Origin of the sequence: Anaeromyxobacter sp. (assembly GCA_016718565.1) — a bacterium.
GTDB lineage: Bacteria > Myxococcota > Myxococcia > Myxococcales > Anaeromyxobacteraceae > JADKCZ01.
Map to the genome: position 1 here is coordinate 15,997 of JADKCZ010000008.1, position 23,128 is coordinate 39,124.

Below are 23,128 nucleotides of genomic sequence, written 5' to 3' on the forward strand. Positions count from 1 at the left end.
ACTCCATGGCCAAGCCAACCTGGAAGCTCATCGACACCACCCTCCGCGAGGGTGAGCAGTTCTCCAAGGCCTCCTTCCGCTCGGAGGACAAGATCGAGCTGGCGCGCGCCCTCGACACCTTCGGCGTGGAGTACATCGAGGTCACCTCCCCGGCGGCCTCCCCGCAGTCGCAGAAGGACGCCACCTCCATCGTCAAGCTGGGGCTGGGGGCGCGCGTCATCAGCCACACCCGCTGCGTCCTCGACGACGTCAAGGCGGCGGTGGACTGCGGGGTGCGCGGCCTGGGGCTGCTCTTCGCCACCAGCCGCATCCTGCGCGAGTCGTCCCACGGCAAGTCGATCCAGCAGATCATCGACGCCATGGGGCCGCCCATCGAGTTCGCCCTCAAGGCCGGCCTGGAGGTGCGCTTCAGCGCCGAGGACTCGTTCCGCTCCGAGACCGAGGACCTGATCAACGTCTACCAGGCGGCCGAGCGGCTGGGGGTGCACCGGGTCGGCCTGGCCGACACGGTGGGCATCGGCACGCCCCGCCAGGTCTTCGTGCTGGTGCGCGAGGTGCGCCGCTCCGTCAAGTGCGACATCGGCTTCCACGGCCACAACGACACCGGCTGCGCCATCGCCAACGCCTTCGAGGCCATCGGCGCCGGCGCCACCCACGTGGACGTGTCGGTGCTGGGGGTGGGCGAGCGGGTGGGGATCACCCCGCTGGGCGGCATGGTGGCCCGCATGTTCTCGCTCGACCCGCAGGGCGTGGGCGAGAAGTACCGGCTGGGCCAGCTGCGCGAGCTGGAGCGGCTGCTGGCCCGCATCGCCAACGTGGACATCCCCTTCAACAACTACGTCACCGGCGAGACCGCCTACAGCCACAAGGCCGGCATGCACCTCAAGGCCATGATGGCCAACCCGGGCAGCTACGAGATCATCCCGCCGGAGGCCTTCGGCCTGTCGCGCAAGCTGATCCTCGGCTCGCGCCTGACCGGCCGGGCCGCCATCGCCTACCGGGCCCGCGAGATGGGCATCACCTTCGGCGAGCGGGAGCTGAAGGACATCACCCAGCGCATCAAGGCCCTGGCCGACGCCGGCGAGCTCTCCGAGGAGCAGATCGACAAGGTGCTGCGCGACTGGGTGACGGCGTGAGCCTGGCCGCCGCGGCCGCGCGGCGCGCCCGGGTGGCCTGCCCGGCCCGGCCGCCCCGGCCGTGAAGCACCGCCTGCTCCTGCTGGCCGCGGCGGTCCTCTGGTCCACCGGGGGCGCCGCCATCAAGGCCTGCGGGCTGAGCGCCTGGCAGGTGGCCGGCGGCCGCTCGCTGGTGGCGGGGCTGCTGCTCTTCGCCCTGGTGCCGGCCACCCGGCGCCGCCCCACCTGGCTCTCCTTCGGCGTGGCGGTGGCCTACCTCTTCACGGTGGTGCTGTTCGTCCTGGCCACCAAGCTGACCACCGCGGCCAACGCCATCTTCATCCAGGACACCGCGCCGCTGTGGGTGCTGCTGCTCTCCCCCTGGCTGCTGCGCGAGCACCCCAGCCGCGCCGAGCTCTGGTCGGTGCCGGTCTTCGGCCTGGGCCTCGGCCTGTTCTTCCTGGACCAGCTCACGCCGGGCCAGGTGACGGGCAACCTGGTGGCGCTGGCCTCCGGGGTGGCCTTCGCCTTCTCCATCATGGGGCTGCGCCGGCTCGGCCAGGGCGGCCCGGCCGCGCTGGTGCTGGGCAACGCCCTGGCGGCGCTGGTGACCCTGCCGCTCTGGTCGCAGGGGCCGGCCGCCACCCCGCTCGACCTCGGGCTGGTGGCCTTCCTGGGCGTCTTCCAGCTGGGGCTCTCCTACCTGTGCTTCACCCGCGGCCTGGAGGGGACCCCGGCGGTGGAGGCGGCGCTGCTCATCCTGCTGGAGCCCATCCTCAACCCGGTCTGGACCTGGCTCTTTACCGGCGAGCGGCCCGGCCCCTGGGCGGTGGCGGGCGGCGCCGTCATCCTGGCGGCCACCACCTGGCGGACGGTGCAGCCGGCGCTGGTGGGGCGGCCGGCGCGGCGCTGAGCGGCCGGGCCGGCCCGCGGGCTACCCCGACGACTCCAGCCGCCGCCCGCGCGGCTCGTCTCGCAGGAAGGCGGCCACCTCGTCCCTGCGGGCCAGCGTGTCGCGGTAGCCCAGCTCCATGGCCCGCGCCACGTAGACCGGCTCGAAGGCCAGGTAGGAGAGCAGGTCCGAGCCCGAGTGCTCGGTCACGCCGATGCCCTTGAGGAAGTAGCGCAGCATGGCCGGGAAGCGGTGGTACTCGTCGGCGGCCAGCAGCCCCAGGTCCTCGGAGGGGCGCAGCGCCAGCACCGGGATGGGGCGCAGGTCCAGCTCACGGGCCGCCACCCGCTCCGAGGGGATGTAGGAGAGCGTCCGGTTGACCCGCTCCAGCCGCTCGAGGTCGGTGTCGAGCGAGTCGAGGAAGACGGCGTTGAGCAGGACGCCGGCGATCTGCGAGAGCGGCAGCTCGTCCCCCTCCGGCACCACCGGGCTGGCCGGGGCGGCGCGGGGGTGGCGCACGCTGATGGCCACGATGCGCTCGGCCCCGAGGTGGATGGCCGGGCTCATCGGGTAGACCATGCGGACGCAGCCGTCGCCGTAGAAGCCGTCGTCCACCCGCACCGGCGGGAAGAAGATGGGGATGGCGGCCGACGCCATGACGTGGTCCACCCCGAGCCGGGCGCGCAGCCCCTGGCGGCTGGAGCGGGTCCAGGGGCGCACCTCGTCGACCGCCTCGTACCAGGTCACCCCGGCGCCGCTCAGGTAGCTGGTGGCCGACACCGCCACCCCGCGCAGCCGCCCGGCCTTCAGGTGGCGCCGCATGCGGGCCAGCGGCAGGGCCTCGGACAGCAGGCGCCTGAGCGGCGAGGAGTCGAGCAGGTAGTTGATGCTGTTGCCGCCCAGGAAGCCGCCGCCGCCCAGGTCGCGCATCCAGCGGCTGCCGATGCTGGCCAGCTTGAGCGCGCCGGTCCGGAAGATCCGGTCGGGCGTCAGGGTGGACCAGGTCTGGCGCAGCGCCTCGGCCCCGGCCTTGAAGTCGTGGGCGGCGCAGGCCAGGACCACGCCGTTGATGGCGCCGGCCGAGATGCCGGCCACCACCGGGAAGGGCATGGCGCCGGGCCGGGCGAGAGCTCGGCCAGCGCCCGCAGGGCGCCCACCTGGTAGGCGGCGCGGGCGCCGCCGCCCGTCAGGACCAGCCCGAAACGAGAACCGGCCACCGCCCCTCCCCGGGCCGGCTCAGCGGAGCGCGGCCAGCGCCTTCTTCACGTCTTCCACCGCCAGGTAGAAGTTCACCTTGCGGGGCGCTCCGGCCTGGCCGACGTAGGCGTACTGGATGTTGATGCCGCGGGCCCCCAGCTTGTCGGCCACCTGGCCCAGCGCCCCCGGCTTGTCGGCGGTGGTCACCTCCACCACCTCGTCCACCGTGACCGACCACCCCAGCGCCTTGAGCACCTTCTGGGCGGCGGCCGGCTTGTCCACCACCAGCCGGACGAAGCCCTTGCCGTCGAGCGAGGAGGCCATGAAGGCCCGGATGGAGACGTCCCGATCGCCCAGGGCGGCGGCCACCAGGCCGAGCACGCCGGGACGATCCTCGACCCACGCGGAGAGCTGCTTGACCCTGGGCATCTGTCCTCCTCCTGGCTGCGGTGACGGCTGGTGAACGGATCGTTCATAGCCCCGCGGCGGGCGCGGGGCCACCCCCTTCGTCGAGCAGCCGGGCGCCGAGCGGCAGCAGCCCGAAGGCGCCGCCGGTGTGGACGAAGATCACCCGGGGGCCCAGCTCGGCGGCCCGGGCGACCAGCCCCAGGAAGGCCTTGCCGGTGTAGACCGGGTCCAGCAGCAGGCCGTCGGTGCGGGCCACCCGCCTGAGCAGCGCCAGCCCCTCCGGCGTGGTCTGGGCGTAGCCCGGTCCGATGAACCGGTCGTCCACCTCCAGCGCCCCGGGCGGCGCCGGCGCCAGGCCGGGCCAGCGCTCCAGCGCCTGGCGGCCCAGGTCGGAGATGACGCCCCGGAAGGTGGCCGCGTCGTCGCAGACCGCGAAGGCCACCACCCGGGCCTCGCGCCAGCCACTGGCCGCCAGCCCCAGGGCCAGCCCTGCCGCCGTGCCACCCGACCCGCAGGCCACCACCAGGGTGATCGGCCGGCCCACCCAGGCCGGCGGCAGCTGGGCCCTCAGCTCCGCCACCGCCAGCAGGTACCCCCAGCACCCCAGGGCGCTCGACCCGCCCACCGGGATGAGGTACGGGCGCCGCCCGGCCCGGGTGAGCTCCCGCGCCACCCCGGCCATCACCTCGTCGCGCCGGCGGTACTGGTCCGGGCCCAGCCAGCGCACCTCGGCGCCGGCCAGCCGGTCGAGCAGGGTGTTCCCCTCCGGCGGCGGCGGGCGGGACGGGTCCGGGGTCCGCAGGAGCAGGACGCAGCGCAGCCCGCGCGCGGCGGCGGCGAAGGCCGTGGCGCGGGCGTGGTTCGACTGGACGGCGCCGCAGGTCACCAGCGTGTCGGCCCCGGCTGCCTCGGCCTCGGCCAGCAGGAACTCCAGCTTGCGGGCCTTGTTGCCGGAGAGCTCGAGCCCGGTCAGGTCGTCGCGCTTCCAGAGCAGCTCCAGGCCGAGCTCTCGGCCCAGGCGCGGCGAGGGCCAGAGCGGCGTCGGCAGGTTGGCCAGCGGGACGCGGGGCGGCGCGGCGGGCGAGCGGGGGGGGCTCACGGCGAGGACGCTAGCACGCGCCGGCCCGGCCCGGCCCCGCCGCGGTGGCCCCTGGGGCCCAGGCTTGGTACAAGCGAGCCCCTATGGAGCGGGCGACGGGACAGGAGGCGCGCCACCGGCCCGACGGCGGGGTCTCGCTGCGCTGGCGGCTGGCCGGCATGACCGGCGCCGCCATCCTGCTCGCCTGCGGCCTGCAGGCCCTGGCCTTCTTCTCCTTCCACTCGGACGCCTCGCCCGCCGACTTCCTCCGGGCCGGCCTGGCCAGCCTGGTGGCGGCCGGCACCGGCTGGGGAGTGGCCTTCCTGGTGGTGCGGGCCACGGTGCAGCCGCTGGAGGAGCTGGCCGCCACCGTCACCGCCATCGCCGGTGGCGAGCTGACCCGGCGGGTCAGCCGCCTGGACGGCCTGGGCGAGATCGGCACCCTGGCGCGCAGCTTCGACCTGATGCTGGGCGGCCTGCGGGGCACCCTGGCCGAGCTGCGCGACGCCGCCGGCAAGCTGGACCACGAGGCGGCCGACATCCTCGGCAGCGTGACCCGCCAGGCGGCCACCGCCACCCAGCAGGCGGCCGCCATCACCCAGACCAGCACCACCGCCTCGGAGATCGCCCAGACCGCCAAGCAGGCCACCGAGCACGCCGACTCGGTGATCCAGATGACGCAGCGGTCGGAGGAGCTGTCCCAGGAGGGGCTCCAGGTGGTGGAGGAGGCGGTCGACTCCTCGGCGGCCCTGGGCGAACAGGTCAAGCGCATCGCCGCCACCATGGCCGACCTCTCCGACCGCACCCTGCAGGTGGGCGAGATCATCGCCACCGTGAAGGACCTGGCCGAGCAGTCCAACCTGCTGGCGCTCAACGCCTCCATCGAGGCCAGCAAGGCCGGCGAGCACGGCCGCGGCTTCGCGGTGGTGGCGCTGGAGATGCGCAACCTGGCCGAGCAGTCGAAGCAGGCGGCCGTGCAGGTGCGGGCCATCCTCTCCGAGATCCAGAAGGGGGCCCGCGAGGCCTCGACCGCCACCGACGAGGGGGCCTCGCGCGCCGTCCGCACCGTCACGCTGTCGCGCAGCGCCGGCGAGGCCATCGAGGGGCTGGCCATGGTGATCCGCGAGTCGGCCCTGGCCGCCCGGCAGATCGCCAACAACACCCGCCAGCAGACCATCGGGGTCGAGCAGATGGTGGCCGCCATCTCGGAGCTCTCCACCACCATCAACGAGAGCGCCGAGGGCTCGCGGGCCATCGAGCAGGGCGCCAACGCGCTCACCCGCGTCTCGCGGCGGCTCGGCGACGCGGTCCGCCGCTACCGGGTCTGACCGGTGGGGGGGCCCTTCCCGCACGCCGCCGTCCCGCCCGGGCGGTGCCCGCGCTGCGCCTTCCCGCCCGAGGCCTGCCTGTGCCCCGAGATCCCGCGGCTCTCCACCCGCTGGCGCTTCGTCATCCTGCGCCACGCCAGCGAGATCCCGCGCATGACCAACAGCGGGCGCTGGGTGGCGCTGGCGCTCACGGGGTCGGTGCTGCACGACCACGCCCGCGACGGCCTGCCCGCCTCCGAGGAGGGGCTGCAGGCCCTCATCGGCGAGGCGCCGGCGGCGCTGCTCTTCCCCTCGCCGCACGCCCCGGCCCGCCCGGACGACGGGCTGCGCACCCTGGTGGTGCCGGACGCCACCTGGTCGCAGGCCCGCCGCATGGTGCAGCGGCTGGGGCCGCTGCGCACCCTGCCGCGCCTCTCCCTGGCGCCCGGGCCGGCCGCGGCCCGCATGCGCGAGCCGACCGTGGCCGGGGGCATGTCCACGCTGGAGGCGGTGGCGGCCTCCCTCGACCTGCTGGGCGACGCGGCGGCGGCCGCCAGCCTGCGGCGGCTGCACCAGGTGGCGGTGGAGCGGACCCTGCGGCTCAAGGGGATGTGGCCGCCCGGGCGCCAGCGCCACCCGCCCTACCTCCCATGACCGATCCCTTCCGCCCCGCCGCGCTGCTCGGCCACCCCGACGCGCAGACCATCTTCGCCAACCTGTGGCGCCCCCGCCCCGGGCCGCCGATGGAGCGGCAGCGCTGGGAGCTGCCGGACGGCGACTTCCTCGACCTCCGGCGCGCCACCGGCCTGCCGCCCGAGGCCCCGGTGGTGGTGGTCTGCCACGGCCTGGAGGGCTCCTCGCGGGCGCCCTACGTGCGCGGGCTGTGCCGGGCGCTGGCCCTGCGCGGGCTGGCCAGCCTGGCCCTCGACTTCCGCACCTGCGGCGGCGAGCTCAACCGCCTGCCGCGCACCTACCACTCCGGCGAGACCGGCGACCTCTCGCTGGTGGTGGAGCGGCTGGCGGCCGAGCGCCCCGGGCGCCCGGTGCTGGTGGCCGGCTTCTCGCTGGGCGGCAACGTGGTGGTGAAGTACCTGGGCGAGCGCGGCGACCGGCTGCCGGCCGAGGTGCGCGGCGGGGTCGCCATCTCGGTGCCCTTCGACCTGGCGGCCTCCAGCCGCCGCCTCGACGGACCGGGGCGGCTCATGTGGCTCTACCGGGAGCGCTTCCTGCGCCGGCTGCGCCGCAAGGCCGCGGGCAAGGCCGCCTCCCACCCCGGCACCTTCGACGCCGCCGCGGTGGCCCGGGCCACCACCTTCGCCGAGTTCGACGAGCTCATGACCGCGCCGCTGCACGGCTTCGCCTCGCGCCACGACTACTACGCCCGCTGCTCGAGCGGCCGCTTCCTGGCCGGGGTGCGCCGGCCCCTGCTGGCGCTGGCGGCGGCCGACGACCCCATGGTGCCCGGCGAGACCCTGCCGCTGGCGGCGGCGCGCGCCACCCCGGCGGTGACCCTGACGGTGACGGCCCACGGCGGCCACACCGCCTTCGTGGACGGCTGGTGGCTGCGCCCCGGCTTCTGGGCCGAGCGCACCGCCGCCGACTACCTGGCCGCGCTGGTCCGCTGACGGGCCGCCGCGGCCAGCCGCGCGCCGGTCCGCCAGGCCAGGGCCAGCAGCCAGGCCGCCGCCACGCTGGCCAGCAGCACCAGCAGCGCCACCCCGAGCGCCCCGGCGGCCCCCAGCCGCGGCCCGATGCGCCAGGCCAGCCCGGGGACGGTGCTCCAGCCGTAGACCACCGGGACGTGCAGGGCGTAGACCGCCAGCGAGAGGCGCCCCACGGGGGCCAGCGCCGCGGCCACCCGGGCCGGCAGGTGGGCCAGCGCGGCCAGCAGCAGCAGGATGGCGCCGACGCGGAAGGCGATCAGCGCCGGCTCCCCCGGCGGCGCGGTGCCGATGCCCTGCCAGAAGGTGGCCAGGACCAGCGCGGCGCCCAGGCCGGCCAGCCCCAGCGTGGCCCGCCGCGAGCCGTCGCCCACCCCCAGCCCGACCAGGCAGCCGGCGTAGAAGTAGCCCACCCACGGGAACAGCGGGAAGGGCGAGCTGCCGCCCACCAGCTGCTCCCAGGCCAGCGCCGCCAGGCCGGCGGGGAGCGGCGGCGGGGCGCGCATCCCGAAGGTGACCGCCACCACCACCAGCAGGGCGAAGAGGAGCCGCTCCTCCAGCGGCGGCCGCCCCGCGGCGAAGACCAGCGCCGCCCCGAGGAAGGCCACCGCGATGACCTGCAGGGCGTCGAAGGCCAGCAGGTGGGCCCAGACGGCCGGGTCGCCGGCCCACAGCCCGGCCGATCCCCAGCCCGGCCAGCGCAGCGCCACGCCCACCGCCAGCAGCAGCAGCACCCGCGGCAGCCGCTCCCGGACGATGGCGGCGCCGCGGGCCCGGCCGCGCCGGATGGCCACGGTGACCGCCCAGCCGGCCACCAGCAGGAAGAGCGGCGCCGTCAGCCCGCGCGCCTTCCAGTAGCCCACCGCCGCCGGGTGGAGCCGGGCGGCCGGCGAGAGCAGGGCGTCGAGGGTGTGGCCCACCACCATGGCCACCACGCCCAGGGCCCGGGCCGCGTCCAGCGCGGGGACGCGGGGGCGGGCCGCCCTGGGCGCGGGGGTGGCGGGGCCGCCGCCCGGGGGCGGCGCGGCGGGGTCGGCGGTGCGGGAGGGGTCCACGGCGGCCGCGCCTCTTTGGCACGAACGGCCGGTCCCCTTCAAGGGGACCGGCCGTCCGGGGTGCGGCGTCGCGGCGGGGTCGGCGGCTACTTCAGGCCGCCCTTGACGAAGGTGGCCACGGCCTTGATCTCGTCGGCCTTCAGCTTGCCCTCGAAGCCGGTCATCTTGCCCTTGCCCTTGGCGATCATGGCCTCGATCTGCGGCGCGGTGAGCGCCGTGACCGTCAGGTCCTTCACGCCCAGCTTCTTGCCCATGGCGCTCTGGCCCTTGCCGTCGGGTCCGTGGCAGACGGTGCACTTGGTGGTGAACAGGGCCTTGCCGTCGGCGGCCGAGGCGGCGCCGGCGAGCAGGAACGAGAGGGCGAGGGCGGTGGCGATGCGCTTCACGGGTTGCTCCTTGGGCGGGTGGTCGCTCCGGGCGCTCAGTGCGTGGCCGGGGTCTTGAACGTACCGACGAGGATGGGGACCGAGATCTTCACCAGGATCGTCAGGATGAGGAATCCTACACCGAAGATGCCGAGCGCGATGGACCACTCCGTGACCGTCGGGGTGTACTCGTAGATCTCGCCCAGGGTGTCCGGCGTCATGCCAGGGATGACCAGCCCCATGCCCTTCTCGATGTAGACGCCTGCCCAGATGAGCAGGCAGCCGGCGTTGAGCCAGACCCAGTTGGTCCGGAGCCTGGGCACCACGAAGATGACGAAGGCGGCCACGCTGGCGAAGAGCGAGAACCAGGCGTACTTGACCAGCGCCGTGTGCGGCCCCAGGCCGAACCAGAGGTACCGGGTGTGCACCAGCTCCTCCTTGGCCGAGTAGAACTCCTTGAAGACCTCGGCGCCCAGCAGGAAGAGGTTGAAGAACATGGCGTAGCTCATGAGCTCCGCCACCTTCCAGATGGCCTCGTCCTTGATGGGGATCTTGGCGGTCTTCCTCAGGATCTGGAAGAGGATGATCATCACGGCCGGGCCCGAGCAGAAGGCCGAGGCGATGAAGCGCGGCGCCAGGATGGAGGCGTTCCAGTAGGGGCGCGCCGCCATGCCGTTGTAGAGGAAGGCCGTCACGGTGTGGGTGCTGATGGAGACCGGGATGGAGATCAGCACCAGCGGCACCAGGATCCGCTTGTCCGGCTCCTTGCCGTTGTAGGCCTGGAACAGGATGTAGAGGACCACCGTGACGTTGAGCACCAGGTAGATGTTGAGCACCAGCGCGTCCCAGGTGAGCAGGGAGCGCGGCCAGTTGGGGGTGCCGAAGCCGGGCGTCATGTGCAGCAGCCGGTCCGGGCGCCCCATGTCCACCATGATGAAGAGCAGGCACATGGCCAGCGCCGAGATGGCCAGCAGCTCGCCGAGGAGCACCACCTCCTTGATGGGCCCCCAGTGGTACACGTAGGCGGGGATGACCAGCAGCACCGCCGCCGCCGCCACGCCCACCAGGAAGGTGAAGTTGCCGATGTAGAAGGCCCAGCTCACCTGGTCGCGGATGTTGGTGGCGATCAGGCCGGTCTGGGCCTGGTGGTAGTAGCCGGTGGCGCCCACCGCGATGGCGCAGCCGAGCGCGGCCAGCCAGATGAAGTAGGCCTTGTTGCCGGTGGCGATCTGCCGGCCGCAGCCCTTGAGGAACTGGAGGATCCCGGTCATCGGTGGCTCCGACTCAGGTGGCGTAGAAGTAGTAGAACTGCGGGTGCGTGGCGAGCTCCTCCTTGAAGACGAAGACGCGCTTGGTCTCCATGACCTTGCGGATCTCGCTCTCGGGATCGAGGAGGTTGCCGAACTTGCGCGCCCCCACCGGGCAGACCTCGACGCAGGCGGTGTAGCGCCCGTTGCGGGCCCGCTGGATGCAGAAGGTGCACTTCTCCACCACGCCCTTGGGGCGGGGCCGGTTGCCCAGGTAGTGCTGGTCGGGGTTGAGCTCCGCGGCCGGCAGGTTGGGGGTGGCGAAGTTGAAGTGGCGGGCGCCGTAGGGGCAGGCGGACATGCAGCAGCGGCAGCCGATGCACCAGTCGTAGTCGATGACCACGATGCCGTCCTGCTCCTTCCAGGTCGCCTGGGTGGGGCAGGCCTTGACGCAGGGCGGGTTGCGGCACTGCTGGCACTGCACCGGGAAGTAGAACTTGCCGGGCTGCGGCACGGTGGCCGGGTCGTAGTAGGTCTCGGCGTGGGCCAGGCTGACGCCGTGCGCCTTGTCCATCTCGAGCACCCGGATCCAGTGGATCTGCGGCGCCTCGCGCGACTGGTTGTTCTCCTTGACGCAGGCGTAGACGCAGCGCCGGCAGCCGACGCAGCGGGAGATGTCGAGGCCGTAGCCGAACTCGACGCCCTGGCGCGGCCCCTCGGCCCGCACCTGGGTGTCCTTGCCCCAGGTCTCCTTGTTGCGCTTCTCCACCTTGGAGAGCACCTTCTTCAGCTGCTCCGGCGAGAGCTCCTTGAAGTGGCTGCGGAGGAAGTCCTCCATGTCGAGGCCGGCGCAGCCGGAGAGGCCGGCCAGGGCGGCGCCGCCGGCGGCGGCCACCTTGAGGAAGGCGCGGCGCCCCTCGTCGTGGCGGACCTCGTCTTCGGCGGGCTGGGCGGGCAGCGTGGGAAGGGCGCTCACTTGCGCATCTCCTCCGGCCGACGGGGCCGGGGCTCGGGCTTGAGGAGCTGCAGGGTCGGCGAGACGACGCGCTTGCCGTCCACCATCCGGTCGTCCACGCCCTTCCACCGCGGCGTGTGCGGGTTGTGGCAGTTGACGCACAGGAAGTAGGTCTTGGCGCCGTCCCACATGCCGGTGCGCTTGCCGTGCACCCCGACCTTCCAGTCGCGGTACTTGTCGCCGTGGCACTGGCCGCAGAGCCGGTAGCTCTCGGTGAAGGGGATGGGCTTGCCCGCCGCGGAGCGCAGCTGATCGCGGTTCTGGGCGTCGTGGCAGTCCAGGCACCAGCGCTCGCCGCCGTGCGCCAGCACCGTGGCCGGCTCACCCTCGCCGTTGTGGAACTGCAGCTCGCGCCGCTCCCCGTTCACCTTGTCCTTGGGGTCGTGGCAGCCCGAGCAGGGGAAGACCCCGTCGCTGAAGGGCGGCGAGTTGGCCTGGATCTGCGGCTCGGGCGGGCGGGCGGGCGGCGGCGCCGCCGGCGTGGGGGCGGGCCCCTGGGTGGCGCCCGCCGGCGCGGCCGCCAGGGCGAGCAGCGCCAGCGCCGCGAGGATGGCCTTCCTCGGTCTCACGTTCAGCCTCCAGTCGGACATGTCCCCTCCCCCTTCGACGTGGGGCGGAGGCTACCAACCGGGGAGGGCCCTTCCCTTGATCTGGATCAGGCCAGGCGGCTCAGGTGCGGAGGCCGGCGAGCTTTTCCTGGCGCCTCCAGGCGCCGTGGGCCCGCCCCCGCGAGGCCAGCCGGTCCAGCAGCAGCCGGGTCTGGCCGTCGATGCGGGCAGGCGGCGCGGCGGCCCACGGGGTGCCCGGCAGGGGCATGAAGGCGTGGGCGTGGATGGTGGCGCCCGCCTCGGCCAGGCGGAGCGCCAGCGCCCGGGTGGCGGCCCGATCGGCCTCCTCCTCCCCCGGCAGGCCGAAGACCAGGTCCACCGCGGGGGCCAGGCCGGCCGCCAGCGCCAGGCGCGCCGCCCGCTCCACCGCGGCGGCGTCGTGGCCCCGCCCCATGGCCTCGAGCAGCCGGTCGGAGCCGGACTGGCCACCCAGGATGACCGCCCGGTTGTCGCAGTAGCGGGTGATGAGGGCCAGCGCCCGCGCCGAGACGTGCTCCGGCCGGAGCTCGGAGGGGAAGGTCCCGAAGAAGACCCGGCCGGCCGGGCCGATGGCCTCCCGGGTGGTGGCCAGCAGCGCCTCCACCGCCTCCAGGTCGGGCGCCTCGCCGGCGGCGCCGTAGGAGAGGGCGCTGGGGGTGAGGAAGCGCACGTCCCGGGCCTCGCGCCGGGCCAGCTCGGCGATGGCGTGGCGCACCGCCGGCAGCGAGCGGTGGCGCCAGCGGGCCTTGAAGAGGAACGGGGTGTGGCAGAAGCGGCAGCCCCAGATGCAGCCGCGGGTCAGCTCCACCGGGCCGAGCCGGCCGGCCCGGCTGGCGAAGGGAGGCACGGCGTCGAGGTCCACCGGCGCGGCGCGGCCGCTGTGGCGCAGCGCCCCCTCCTCGAGCCAGGCCAGCCCGGGGGTGCGGCGCGGGTCCCGCCCCGCGGCCAGCGCCGCCAGCAGCTCCGGCAGGGTCCGCTCCCCCTCCCCGCGCGCCACCAGGTCGAAGCCGGCCCGCAGCGTGCCCTCCGGATCCGCGCTGGGGTGCGGGCCGCCGGCCAGGTGCAGCAGGCCGGGCCCGCAGGCCGCGGCCCGGAAGGCGGCCAGCTCGCGCGTCACCTCCGGCAGGCTGGCGGTCATGAAGGACCAGGCCACCACCGGGCGGCGCCCCGCCCGCAGCGCCAGCCTGGCCGCGGCCACCGCGCCCGGGAGGCCGAAGGCCACCTGGGCCGGCAGGTCCCGGGTGCGTGGGTCCTGCTCGACCGCGCCCAGCAGCACGTTCAGGCCGAAGCGGCCCGTCTTCCGGTAGTGGAGGACGAGGGCGGTCACCCGTGGCCCCTGGTCAGGCGGGGGTGGGATCCGCGCGCCGGCGCGTCACCAGCACCATGGCCACCAGCACCGCCACCCCGACCACCGTCAGCGCCGCATCGGTGAGCAGGGCGCCGCGCGCCTCTGCCAGCCCGAAGGTCTTCTTGCCCCACTCGCCGCCCAGGCCGTTCAGCCAGGTGACGTAGCTGATGGCCAGGTTGGCGGTGGCGTTGAAGAGGGCGTACTTGGTGGCGGTGGCGGCCGAGGCCCCCACCATCTCCAGCACCATGCCGGCCCAGGTGGCGAAGGCCACCCCACCGGCGAACATGTAGGTGAAGGTCCCCCAGGCGTAGGTCCAGGGCGTCAGCGGGGCCGCCGCCATGGCCACCGCGCACAGCGCCGTCAGGCCGCCCGAGGCGGCGTAGGCCACCCGGCGGCTCATGCGGTCGGACAGCACCCCGCCCAGCAGGGCCCCGAGCGCGCTGGCGATGCCGCCCCCCACCCCGTTGACCGCCGCCACCACGTTGGGGCTGGCCTGGTACTCCCCGGCGATGCCGGAGAAGAGGTTGGACATGGCCATGCAGCCCACCGGGGCCAGGCAGATGATCAGGCCGGTGAAGCCGTCGCGGCTCGCCACGGTGCGCCCCAGGTCCCTGGCCATGGCCCACAGGTGGAGCGCGGTGGCCCGCAGCAGGCTGCCGGCCCGCGCCACCGCCGCGTCCACGGTGCGCGGCTCGACGATGCGCAGCCCCAGCGAGGCGCTGGCCAGCGCCACCAGGGCCATCACCAGCGCGGCCACCCGCACCCCGGCGGCCTCCGCCAGCACGATGGCCAGGCCGCCCAGCAGCCCGGTGCTGCCCACGTTGGAGGCCATGGCGAAGCCGCCCACCTTGCCCTTGTCCTCGAAGCGGGTGGTGGAGGCCATCAGGGCGTTGTTGGCGGCGTGCGCGGTGGTGGCCGCCGCCTGCAGGGCGGCCAGCCAGAGGGCGAAGAGCGGCATGTTGGCGAAGGGGTCGGGCACCAGCGCCAGGGCCAGGAAGAGGAGCGCGATGACCCCGCTCATGCCCAGGTACCAGAGGCGCCGCACGCTCCCCAGGTCGAGCACCGGGATCCAGAGGAGCTTGATGGCGTGCGGCAGGTTGGCGGTGGCGGTGACGGTGGCCACCTCGGCCAGCCCGTAGCCGCGCAGCGACATCCAGAGCGGCACCGCGTAGGAGAGGAAGCCCACCGCCGCCCCGAACGGCAGGTCGAGGAAGAGGAAGTACCAGGGCGGCGTCGGGCGGTCGGGCGGGGCGGGCGGCGGCGTCACGGGGGGCGCAGTGTAGCCGGAAACGAGGCGCCCCGGCCTCCCACCAGGGAGCCGGGGCGCGGGGTGCGGCCTGCGGCCGGGCCTAGATCAGGCCGTGGGCCACCATGGCCTTGGCCACCTTGATGAAGCCGGCCACGTTGGCGCCGACCACGTAGTTGCCCTTGGAGCCGAACTCCTCGGCGGTGTCCCAGCAGCTCTGGTGGATGTTCTTCATGATGTTGGCGAGCCGCTTCTCGGTGTACTCGAAGGTCCAGGAGTCGCGGCTGGCGTTCTGCTGCATCTCCAGCGCCGAGGTGGCCACGCCGCCGGCGTTGGCGGCCTTGCCGGGCCCGTAGGCGATCTTGGCGTCCAGGAAGACCTTCACGCCCTCCGGCGTGGTGGGCATGTTGGCCCCCTCGCCCACCGCGATGCAGCCGTTCTTGACGAGCAAGGCGGCGTCCTTGCCGTTGAGCTCGTTCTGGGTGGCGGAGGGCATGGCCACCTGGCAGGGGATCTCCCAGATGTTGCCGCCGGCCACGAACTTCGCGTGCGTGCGGTACTCGACGTAGTCCTTGATGCGGCGCCGCTCGCGCTCCTTGAGCTGCTTGAGCAGCTCGAGGTCGATGCCCTTCTCGTCGTAGATGGTGCCGTTGGAGTCGGAGCAGGCCACCACCTTGCCGCCCAGCTGGTGGATCTTCTCGATGGTGTAGATGGCCACGTTGCCCGAGCCGGAGACCGTGCAGGTCTTGCCGCCGAAGGAGTCCTTGCGGACCTCCAGCATCTCCTTCACGAAGAAGGTGGCGCCGTAGCCGGTGGCCTCGGTGCGCACCAGCGAGCCGCCGTAGTCCAGCCCCTTGCCGGTGAGCACGCCCGCCTCGTAGCGCGAGGTGAGCCGCTTGTACTGGCCGTACATGTAGCCGATCTCGCGGCCGCCCACGCCGATGTCGCCGGCCGGGACGTCGGTGTGCTCCCCGATGTAGCGCCACAGCTCGGTCATGAAGCTCTGGCAGAAGCGCATCACCTCGTTGTCGCTCTTGCCCTTGGGGTCGAAGTCCGAGCCGCCCTTGCCGCCGCCGATGGGCAGGCCGGTCAGCGCGTTCTTGAAGATCTGCTCGAAGCCGAGGAACTTGATGATGCCCAGGTAGACCGAGGGGTGGAACCGCAGGCCACCCTTGTAGGGGCCGAGCGCGCTGTTGTACTGGACGCGGAAGCCGCGGTTGATCTGCACCTCGCCGCGGTCGTCCTGCCAGGGCACGCGGAAGATGATCTGCCGCTCCGGCTCGGCGATGCGCTCGATGATCTTGCGCTCGCGGAACTCCGGGTACTTGGCGAGGACCGGCCCGAGGGTCTCCAGCACCTCGCGAACGGCCTGGTGGAACTCCACCTCGCCGGGGTTGCGCTTCAGCACGTCCTGGTAAACGGTCTCCAGCTTCTCGTCCATCTTGGTGGTCACGTGGTGCCGCTCCTGTTCGGTTGTGGGCGCGATCCCTGCCCGAAGGTCGTGCACTCTGCATGATTTCAGGGCACCATCGCAAGCGACCCCACCGCCGCTTCGACGATCAAGCGCCGGCTTTCACACGCGAACCCGCGCCGCGGGCCCGGGAGCCCCTCCCCGATGACCAGCCCAGCGGCTCCACCCAGCACCGGCCTGCCCGGCCTCGACCAGGTCCTGCAGGGGCTCAGGCCCGGCGACAACGTGGTCTGGCAGGTGGAGGCGGTGGACGACTACCGGCCGCTGGTGGCGCCCTTCGTGGCCCGGGCGGTGGCCGAGGGGCGCCGGGTGGTCTACTTCCGCTTCGCCCGCCACGCCCCGCTGGTGGAGCCCGCCGCGGGCGTCACGGTGCACCAGCTCTCCCCGGCCCTGGGGTTCGAGAGCTTCACCGCCGCCATCCACGCCGCCATCGAGGAGGCCGGGCCCGGCACCTTCCACGTCTTCGACTGCCTCTCCGACCTGGCGGCCGGCTGGTACAGCGACCTGATGCTGGGCAACTTCTTCATGGTCACCTGCCCGTACCTCTACGAGCTGGAGACCGTGACCTACTTCGCCCTGCTGCGCGAGTCGCACTCCAGCGAGGCGGTGGACGCCATCCGCGAGACCACCCAGCTGCTGGTGGACGTCTTCAGGCACCGGCGCGAGACCTACCTGCACCCGCTCAAGGTGGACGGACGCCACTCGCCCACCATGTACCTGCCGCACGCCTGGACCGGCGGCGCCTTCCGCGCCCTCACCGAGAGCGCCGAGCTCTCCGAGGCGCTCTCGGAGGTGGCCGAGCGGCGCGCCGACGCGGTCGGCCGGCCGGACGTGTGGGAGCGGCGGGTGCTGGCGGCGCGCGAGGTGCGCGACGGCGTGCGGGCCGGGCGGCGCCGGCCGGAGGAGGAGCGCGACGCCTTCCAGCAGCTGCTGGGCATGCTGCTGACCCGCGACGAGCGCTTCGCCGCGCTGGCCTCGCAGCACCTGCTGCTCGACGACCTGCTGGCCATCCGCCGCCGCATGGTGGGCACCGGGCTGGTGGGCGGCAAGGCGGCCGGCATGCTGGTGGCGCGCGCCGTGCTGGTCAACGCCGACCCGGCCTGGGCCCGGCTGCTGGAGCCGCACGACTCCTGGTTCATCGGCTCGGACGTCTTCTACACCTACCTGGTGCGGAGCGGCTGCTGGCGGGCCCGCCGCGACCAGCGGCGCAGCGCCTCCTTCCTGGCCGGGGCCGAGGAGGCGCGCCGGCGGGTCCTGGAGGGCCGGTTCCCGGACTTCGTGCTGCGGCAGTTCGTGGCCCTGCTGGAGTACTACGGGCAGTCGCCCATCGTGGTCCGCTCCAGCAGCCTGCTGGAGGACGGCTACGGCAACGCCTTCACCGGCAAGTACGAGAGCGTCTTCTGCGCCAACCAGGGCTCTCCGGCCGAGCGGCTGCGCGACTTCGTGGCGGCGGTCCAGGCGGTCTACGCCAGCGCCATGAGCGAGGAGGCGCTGCGCTACCGCGAGCGGCGCGGCCTGCTGGACCGCGACGAGCAGATGGCGGTGCTGGTGCAGCGGGTCTCCGGCGCGGTGCGCGGCGGCCTGTACTTCCCGCAGGTGGCGGGGGTGGCCCTCTCCTACAACCCCTACGTCTGGAACGTGCGCATCGACCCCCAGGCCGGCGTGGTGCGGCTGGTCTTCGGCCTGGGCACCCGGGCGGTGGACCGGGCCGACGACGACTACACCCGCATCGTGGCCCTCAACGCCCCCACCCTGCGACCCGAGTCCGGCCTCGACGAGCTGACCGAGTACGCCCAGCACCGGGTGGACGTCCTCGACCTCGAGCAGCGCCGGCTGGTCTCGCTGCGCCTCGACGAGGTGCTGGCGCGGGCGCCCGGGCTGCCCATGGCGCTCTTCGGCACGCCGCGCGGCCAGGGCTGGGTCCTCACCTTCGACCAGCTGCTCTGGTCCACCCCGCTGGTGGAGCGGCTCCGCGAGCTGCTGGTCCGGCTGCGCGACGCCTACCGCTGCCCGGTGGACGTGGAGTTCACCGGCAACTTCGTCGGCGAGGGCGAGCTCCGGCTCAACCTGGTGCAGTGCCGCCCGCTGCAGGTGCGCGAGGGCGGCGCCGTGCTGCCGGCCCCCACCGGCCTGGCTGAGCAGGACGTGCTGCTCCGCTCGCGCGGCCCCATGGTGGGCCCGAGCGCCCACACCCCCATCGACCGCGTGGTCTACGTGGACCCGGACGCCTACGCGCAGCTGGGCACCGGCGATCGCCACGAGGTGGGGCGGGTCATCGGCCGGCTCACGGCGCTGGACCGGGCCGGGCTGCTCAAGGTGCTGTTGCTCGGCCCGGGGCGCTGGGGCACCACCACGCCGGCGCTGGGCGTGCCGGTCTCGTTCGCCGAGATCCAGCGCGTCTCGGTGCTCTGCGAGGTGATGCGCCTGGGTGACGTGGTGCCCGACGTCTCGCTCGGCTCCCACTTCTTCAACGACCTGGTGGAGGAGGACATGCTGTACCTGGCCATCTTCCCCACCCTGCCCGGCCACGCCCTGGCCGAGGCCACCCTGCGCGCCGCCCCCAACCGCCTGCCGGCGCTGCTGCCGGACGACGCCCGCCTGGCCGGGGTGGTGCGGGTGGTGGACTTCCCGGCCCACGGCGAGGGGACGCTCTGGCTCAACGCCGACTGCGTCCGGCAGGAGGCGGTCTGCTACCGGGTGCCCGGCTGAGGGTCGAGGTCCCCGCCGAGGTCTGCTAGGCTGGCCCGCCCCCTTCGACGGAGATCCACCACCCGTGTCAGTCCGCCTCGAGAACATCGGCCGCGGCGTCCGCGAGACCCAGTACGCGGTGCGCGGCCCCATCGTGGCTCGCGCCCAGGAGCTGGAGCAGCAGGGCCGCGAGATCATCTGGTGCAACATCGGCAACCCCCAGTCGCTGGGCCAGCGGCCGCTCACCTGGGTCCGCCAGGCCCTGGCCCTGGCCGAGTACCCGGCCCTGGCCGAGCAGGCCGCCTTCCCGTCCGACGTGGTGGAGGTGGCCCGCGAGATCCAGCGGGGCTCGCAGCACGGCCTGGGCGCCTACACCGAGTCGAAGGGCTTCCGCTTCGTGCGCGACGCCGTGGCGGCCTTCATCCAGGCGCGCGACGGCATCCCGGCCGACCCCGAGGCCATCTACCTGACCGACGGCGCCTCCAAGGCCGCCCAGGCGGTCCTCAACCTGCTCATCTCGGGGCCCCAGGATGGCGTGCTCATCCCCATCCCGCAGTACCCGCTCTACTCGGCCACCATCACCCTCTACGGCGGCGCCCAGCTCCCCTACCTGCTCGACGAGGCGCACGACTGGAAGCTGACCCGCGAGGAGCTGGAGCGGTCGGTGGCCGAGGCCCGGCTGCGGGGCATCACCCCGCGGGCCATCGTGGTCATCAACCCGGGCAACCCGACCGGCGCGGTGCTGCGCCAGGCCGAGGTGGAGATGGTGCTCGACTTCGCCCGGGCCCACGACCTGGCGGTGCTGGCCGACGAGGTCTACCAGGAGAACGTCTACCGGCCGGGCGACCGCTTCTTCTCCTTCGCCAGCGCGCTGGAGCGCCAGGGGCTGCGGGACGTCTCGCTCTTCAGCTTCCACTCCACCTCCAAGGGGCTCATGGGCGAGTGCGGCCACCGCGGCGGCTACGTCGAGTGCCGCAACGTGAACCCAGAGGTGATGCACGAGGTCATCAAGCTGCAGTCCGTCTCGCTGTGCGCCAACGCGGCCGGCCAGATCGTCACCTACCTGATGGTGCGCGGCCCGAGGCCGGGGGGGCCCTCGCACGCCCGCTGGGTGGCCGAGAAGCTCGAGACCTTCGACAGCCTGGCCCGCCGCGCCGAGCTGCTGGAGCGCGGCCTCAACGCCGTGCCCGGCATCCAGTGCAACGCCGTGGCCGGCGCCATGTACGCCTTCCCGCGCATCACCCTGCCCCCCGGGGTGACCGATTCGCAGTGGTGCCTGGCGCTGCTGGAGGAGACCGGCATCTGCGTGGTGCCCGGCAGCGGCTTCGGGCAGGCCCCCGGGACCTGGCACTTCCGCACCACCATCCTGCCGCCCATCGAGCAGATCGAGCAGGTGGTGGAGCGCCTGGGCGCCTTCCACCGGAAGTTCACGGGGCGCTGAGCCGCGGGCCTGAACGGAGCGGGGCGGAGGCGCGCTGGCGCCCCCGCCCCGGATTCACCCGGGGGGCCGGAGCCCCCCGTCAGCCCGGCCCGCTACGGGACCGCGTCGAGCAGCGTCTGCCGGCCGGCCTCGAAGGTGGTCGGCACCCAGCCGCCGCCATAGGCGTGCGCCCGCAGGTAGAACTGCGTGGTCGCGGAGCCCGACTGGTGGCAGCTCATGCAGGAGGCCGCGGTGGGCCCCATGAGCACGTCGTCCAGCTGGTTGCCCCACGGCGCGGCGCCGGCGTCGACCGTCAGGGCCACGCCCTTGCTGCCGTCCACCGCCGCCGGCACCCAGCCGTCGGCGTGGCAGGCGCCGCAGTTGTTCAGCGCCTGCGGGTAGTGCACCAGGATGACGTTGTGGACCTGCCACACGCCCACGGTGCTGAGCGCGCCGGTGGTGGTGTTGCAGCTGCCGTCCGCGTTGACCGCGGGGACCCGGTCGGACGTGCCGTTGGCGACGGAGCCGGAGACCGGGTAGTAGGTCACCGGGAGCCCCTCGCTGCCCCGGCAGGTGACGCCGCCGGTGGTCGGCCAGCCCCGGTTCGCCACGGCGTCGTCGACGGCCGCCTGGCTGCCGAACAGGTAGATGCCGCGGGTCCGGTAGATGACGTAGGCCTTCCCGGACTCACCGGCCGAGTGGATGGCGTGGATCATGGTGCGCATGTCGTAGGCCTCGCCGGGCTTGCCGTCGTAGGCCTCGGCGGCGGTGACGCCGAAGCCGACCCGGACGTTGGTCTCGTTGCCGGCCGGGTTGTGGCAGGTGACGCAGAGGTCGACGCTGTCCACCCGGTTGCCGCCGTGCTGGTAGAGCGTGCCCTTGTGGCAGGTCAGGCACTTGGCGGTGTCGATGATGGTGCGGCGCGGCGCACCGGCCGTGGCGGCGCCGTCGGCGGCCGGGACCACGAACGGGTAGGTCGGGCTCTTGGCGCGGGCCTGGATGAACTCGCCGGTGGTGCCGGCGGCCGGGGCGTAGCGCAGCTGCGGCTTGCCCTGCAGCGCCATGGTCCCCTTGGCCCCGGCGGCGACGAAGGTGTCGACCGGGGTGGTGGTGGTGGCCACGTTGGCGGCGCAGGTGGTGTTGGCGCTGGCCAGCGTGGCGCTGGTGGCCGGCTGGCCCGGCGAGACGTTCCCGGGCCGGTTGGCGTTCACCCAGTCGTCGCCCTGGCCGTAGGCCTTGATGAACTGGGCGTTGCTGGCCGACTTGCCGGTGGCGGCGTCGGCGACCACGTCCAGGAAGACCGGCCCGGCGGTGAAGTCGGTGTTGCAGGGGTTGATGGCCGCGCCGTCGTAGCTGGCCGTCCAGGTGACCAGGTAGTTGGCGCCGGCGCGGGAGACGCCGGTGATGGCCAGCGCGAACTTCTCACCCTCGTCGACCGACACGTCGGTGCCGTTCCAGATCAGGCCGTTCCGCTCGGTCTTGAAGCCGTTGTGGAAGTCGTTGGTGGCGTCGATGGCCGGGTTGGCGGCGTGGCAGGTCGCGCAGTCGGTCGCCACCGTGAAGGTGCGGTGGAAGGCCGCCGTGCCGCCGGCGACGGTCTTGGTCCAGCCGTCCCAGCTGTCGTGGCAGGAGAAGCACAGGGCGTAGGAGACCGGGGCCGAGGCCACCGCCGCCAGCCGCGCCGGGCTGTCGTGGCAGGTCGAGCAGTTGTTCATGTAGCCGGGGAAGCCGACCGAGAAGTTGAACTGGTTCCCGTTGGTCCAGGTGAAGGTGTACTGCCCGTCCGGCATGTTGTGGGAGTTGTGGATGCCGTGGACGATGCCCATGAGCCCGCTGCCCGCCCCGGGGAGGCGCGGATCCGCGGAGCCCACCCGGTTGTGGCAGACGATGCAGGCCCCGACGCCCTGGGGGTTGGTCACGTCGTGCGCCGCGCCGCGCCACACGTGGTTGTCGTGGCAGTTGATGCAGGCCTGGTCACCCACCACGTCGTTCGGGCGGGTCCCGAGGTACGCCACGGCCGTGGCGGTGGCGCCGGCCGGGTTCATGGTGCTGAGCATGAAGGCCGTGTCGGCCGCCGGGGGCGCCGTGAACGCCGTGCCGAGGATGGTGGCGGTGTAGTTGCCGTTGCCGCTGTGGACCACGCTCCAGTTGGCCGAGGTGATCTTGGTGCGCACGCCGGCGGGGCCGGAGGCGTTCGGGGCGACCTGCGTGTAGGTGGGCGCCAGGCTGTAGATCCACCAGGCGTCCTCGTTGTGGGCCAGCGAGTCCTGGGCCTTGGCCAGGAAGTCGTAGCGGGGCACGCCGTTCACCTTGACGTTGAAGCGCACGGTGACGTTGTTGCTCACGCTGTCCAGGCTCACGGCGGGCAGCTGCACGCCGCCCACCAGGACCGCGGCGCCGGTCGCGCTCCAGTGCTGCAGCTTGACCTGCACGCCGTTCCGGTCCGGCAGCGCGTGCGTCGCGGGGAGGCCGGCGTCGTGGCAGCCGGCGCAGGTCTCGATCACGGCGACTCCGAGCGGGCCGCTCGGGCCGACCGGTCCCACGGGGCCGGTCGGGCCGACGGGGCCGGTGGGGCCGATGGGGCCGGTCGGGCCGACGGCGCCGGTCTCGCCGGCCGGGCCGGTCGGTCCGGTCGGGCCAGCCGGGCCGGACGGGCCGGACGAACCAGCCGGACCGGTGGCGCCGTTGGCACCGTCGGCGCCGGCCGGGCCGGTGTCGCCGGCGCACGCGGTGAACAGGATCGCGAGCGCCGCACCACACAGCACGGTGAGCCCGTAACGCGCAGAAGTTGACATCCTGGAACCCTCCCCTTGAACCTTCGGACCGGATGGTCAGAAGTGTTGCCTGTGACCCCGGGCAGCGCAGCCGCCTCGGTCCGGCGAATTCTTGGGTCGCACCGAGGGGGACTCCAGCGCTCTTCGGGGGCTGTGCCAGGACGCGCAGTGAACCTGATCCAGGCGAGCCGCCGGCCTGCCCCAGGTCAAGCCGGGCGGCCTCGGCTGCGCTCCCGTGCGCAGCCGGTGGCGGG

19 protein-coding genes are annotated in these 23,128 nt (G+C 73.7%); 7 read left to right on the plus strand and 12 right to left on the minus strand.

Translation table 11 applies throughout. From position 1 onward, the window contains the following. The first annotated feature begins 5 nt into the window (after positions 1 to 5). Both lysS and IPO09_15510 read left to right on the plus strand, forming a co-directional pair. Positions 6 to 1,136 (plus strand): homocitrate synthase, encoded by a 1,131-nt coding sequence (lysS, locus tag IPO09_15505; GenBank protein MBK9518720.1) that lies wholly within the window; start codon positions 6 to 8, stop codon positions 1,134 to 1,136. 37 nt (positions 1,137 to 1,173) lie between these two features. After that, positions 1,174 to 2,028: a DMT family transporter gene (locus tag IPO09_15510; GenBank protein ID MBK9518721.1), complete on the plus strand. Its 855-nt coding sequence runs from the start codon at positions 1,174 to 1,176 to the stop codon at positions 2,026 to 2,028. 21 nt (positions 2,029 to 2,049) lie between these two features. On the opposite strand, the gene IPO09_15515 is transcribed toward IPO09_15510, so the two are convergent. The 3 genes from IPO09_15515 to IPO09_15525 all read right to left on the minus strand — a co-directional run bounded on the left by IPO09_15515 (position 2,050) and on the right by IPO09_15525 (position 4,711). Continuing rightward, positions 2,050 to 3,117, minus strand: coding sequence for a patatin-like phospholipase family protein (locus IPO09_15515; GenBank protein MBK9518722.1), 1,068 nt, complete (start codon positions 3,115 to 3,117; stop codon positions 2,050 to 2,052). 126 nt (positions 3,118 to 3,243) lie between these two features. Beyond that, positions 3,244 to 3,633: an ACT domain-containing protein gene (locus tag IPO09_15520; GenBank protein ID MBK9518723.1), complete on the minus strand. Its 390-nt coding sequence runs from the start codon at positions 3,631 to 3,633 to the stop codon at positions 3,244 to 3,246. A gap of 43 nt (positions 3,634 to 3,676) precedes the next feature. Further along, positions 3,677 to 4,711 (minus strand): pyridoxal-phosphate dependent enzyme, encoded by a 1,035-nt coding sequence (locus IPO09_15525; protein ID MBK9518724.1) that lies wholly within the window; start codon positions 4,709 to 4,711, stop codon positions 3,677 to 3,679. A gap of 83 nt (positions 4,712 to 4,794) precedes the next feature. On the opposite strand from IPO09_15525, the gene IPO09_15530 reads away from it, so the two are divergent. The 3 genes from IPO09_15530 to IPO09_15540 are packed head-to-tail and all read left to right on the plus strand — an operon-like array spanning position 4,795 to position 7,622. Continuing rightward, positions 4,795 to 6,018: a methyl-accepting chemotaxis protein gene (locus tag IPO09_15530; GenBank protein MBK9518725.1), complete on the plus strand. Its 1,224-nt coding sequence runs from the start codon at positions 4,795 to 4,797 to the stop codon at positions 6,016 to 6,018. A 3-nt stretch (positions 6,019 to 6,021) separates the two neighbouring features. Beyond that, a complete protein-coding gene (locus tag IPO09_15535; GenBank protein ID MBK9518726.1) occupies positions 6,022 to 6,651 on the plus strand; it encodes a DTW domain-containing protein in 630 nt (209 codons plus the stop codon). Next, the gene (locus tag IPO09_15540) at positions 6,648 to 7,622 is read left to right on the plus strand and encodes an alpha/beta fold hydrolase (GenBank protein ID MBK9518727.1); all 975 of its coding nucleotides are present in this window, start codon (positions 6,648 to 6,650) and stop codon (positions 7,620 to 7,622) included. The genes IPO09_15535 and IPO09_15540 overlap by 4 nt, the downstream gene beginning before the upstream one ends. Here IPO09_15540 and IPO09_15545 read toward each other — a convergent pair. The 8 genes from IPO09_15545 to gdhA form a co-directional block, all read right to left on the minus strand. Continuing rightward, positions 7,598 to 8,584 carry an acyltransferase family protein gene (locus tag IPO09_15545; GenBank protein ID MBK9518728.1) on the minus strand — a complete coding sequence of 329 codons (987 nt, stop codon included), beginning with the start codon at positions 8,582 to 8,584 and terminating at the stop codon, positions 7,598 to 7,600. The two genes, IPO09_15540 and IPO09_15545, sit on opposite strands and share 25 nt — an antisense overlap. Before the next feature lie 215 nt (positions 8,585 to 8,799). After that, complete coding sequence (locus tag IPO09_15550; GenBank protein ID MBK9518729.1) at positions 8,800 to 9,099, minus strand: cytochrome c; 300 nt, start codon at positions 9,097 to 9,099, stop codon at positions 8,800 to 8,802. A 35-nt stretch (positions 9,100 to 9,134) separates the two neighbouring features. Continuing rightward, positions 9,135 to 10,349 (minus strand): polysulfide reductase NrfD, encoded by a 1,215-nt coding sequence (gene nrfD, locus IPO09_15555; GenBank protein MBK9518730.1) that lies wholly within the window; start codon positions 10,347 to 10,349, stop codon positions 9,135 to 9,137. Positions 10,350 to 10,362: 13 nt separating this feature from the next. Next, positions 10,363 to 11,283 (minus strand): 4Fe-4S dicluster domain-containing protein, encoded by a 921-nt coding sequence (locus tag IPO09_15560; GenBank protein MBK9518731.1) that lies wholly within the window; start codon positions 11,281 to 11,283, stop codon positions 10,363 to 10,365. A 14-nt stretch (positions 11,284 to 11,297) separates the two neighbouring features. Next, a complete protein-coding gene (locus IPO09_15565; GenBank protein MBK9518732.1) occupies positions 11,298 to 11,930 on the minus strand; it encodes a hypothetical protein in 633 nt (210 codons plus the stop codon). A gap of 79 nt (positions 11,931 to 12,009) precedes the next feature. Further along, positions 12,010 to 13,284: a TIGR04013 family B12-binding domain/radical SAM domain-containing protein gene (locus IPO09_15570; GenBank protein MBK9518733.1), complete on the minus strand. Its 1,275-nt coding sequence runs from the start codon at positions 13,282 to 13,284 to the stop codon at positions 12,010 to 12,012. Further along, entirely contained in the window at positions 13,268 to 14,542 is a 1,275-nt protein-coding gene (locus IPO09_15575) for an MFS transporter (protein MBK9518734.1), read from the minus strand. The genes IPO09_15570 and IPO09_15575 overlap by 17 nt, the downstream gene beginning before the upstream one ends. An 82-nt stretch (positions 14,543 to 14,624) precedes the next feature. Beyond that, the gene (gene gdhA, locus IPO09_15580; GenBank protein MBK9518735.1) at positions 14,625 to 15,974 is read right to left on the minus strand and encodes an NADP-specific glutamate dehydrogenase; all 1,350 of its coding nucleotides are present in this window, start codon (positions 15,972 to 15,974) and stop codon (positions 14,625 to 14,627) included. A gap of 162 nt (positions 15,975 to 16,136) precedes the next feature. Between gdhA and IPO09_15585 the strand changes: the two genes are divergently transcribed. Beyond that, positions 16,137 to 18,701: a pyruvate, phosphate dikinase gene (locus tag IPO09_15585; protein ID MBK9518736.1), complete on the plus strand. Its 2,565-nt coding sequence runs from the start codon at positions 16,137 to 16,139 to the stop codon at positions 18,699 to 18,701. A gap of 64 nt (positions 18,702 to 18,765) precedes the next feature. Further along, positions 18,766 to 20,121 (plus strand): aminotransferase class I/II-fold pyridoxal phosphate-dependent enzyme, encoded by a 1,356-nt coding sequence (locus IPO09_15590; GenBank protein MBK9518737.1) that lies wholly within the window; start codon positions 18,766 to 18,768, stop codon positions 20,119 to 20,121. 92 nt (positions 20,122 to 20,213) lie between these two features. Here the strand turns inward: IPO09_15590 and IPO09_15595 are convergent, their stop codons facing one another. Further along, complete coding sequence (locus tag IPO09_15595; protein MBK9518738.1) at positions 20,214 to 22,895, minus strand: hypothetical protein; 2,682 nt, start codon at positions 22,893 to 22,895, stop codon at positions 20,214 to 20,216. Between the last annotated feature and the right edge of the window lie 233 nt (positions 22,896 to 23,128).

Excerpts from the sequence above, each read along its gene's own strand:
- lysS (MBK9518720.1), top strand. The coding sequence starts at position 6 with ATGGCCAAGCCAACCTGGAAGCTCATCGACACCACCCTCCGCGAGGGT.
- IPO09_15595 (MBK9518738.1), bottom strand. The coding sequence starts at position 22,895 with ATGTCAACTTCTGCGCGTTACGGGCTCACCGTGCTGTGTGGTGCGGCG.
- IPO09_15540 (MBK9518727.1), top strand. The coding sequence starts at position 6,648 with ATGACCGATCCCTTCCGCCCCGCCGCGCTGCTCGGCCACCCCGACGCG.
- nrfD (MBK9518730.1), bottom strand. The coding sequence starts at position 10,349 with ATGACCGGGATCCTCCAGTTCCTCAAGGGCTGCGGCCGGCAGATCGCC.
- IPO09_15545 (MBK9518728.1), bottom strand. The coding sequence starts at position 8,584 with ATGGTGGTGGGCCACACCCTCGACGCCCTGCTCTCGCCGGCCGCCCGG.
- IPO09_15585 (MBK9518736.1), top strand. The coding sequence starts at position 16,137 with ATGACCAGCCCAGCGGCTCCACCCAGCACCGGCCTGCCCGGCCTCGAC.
- IPO09_15530 (MBK9518725.1), top strand. The coding sequence starts at position 4,795 with ATGGAGCGGGCGACGGGACAGGAGGCGCGCCACCGGCCCGACGGCGGG.
- IPO09_15520 (MBK9518723.1), bottom strand. The coding sequence starts at position 3,633 with ATGCCCAGGGTCAAGCAGCTCTCCGCGTGGGTCGAGGATCGTCCCGGC.
- IPO09_15515 (MBK9518722.1), bottom strand. The coding sequence starts at position 3,117 with ATGCCCTTCCCGGTGGTGGCCGGCATCTCGGCCGGCGCCATCAACGGC.
- IPO09_15565 (MBK9518732.1), bottom strand. The coding sequence starts at position 11,930 with ATGTCCGACTGGAGGCTGAACGTGAGACCGAGGAAGGCCATCCTCGCG.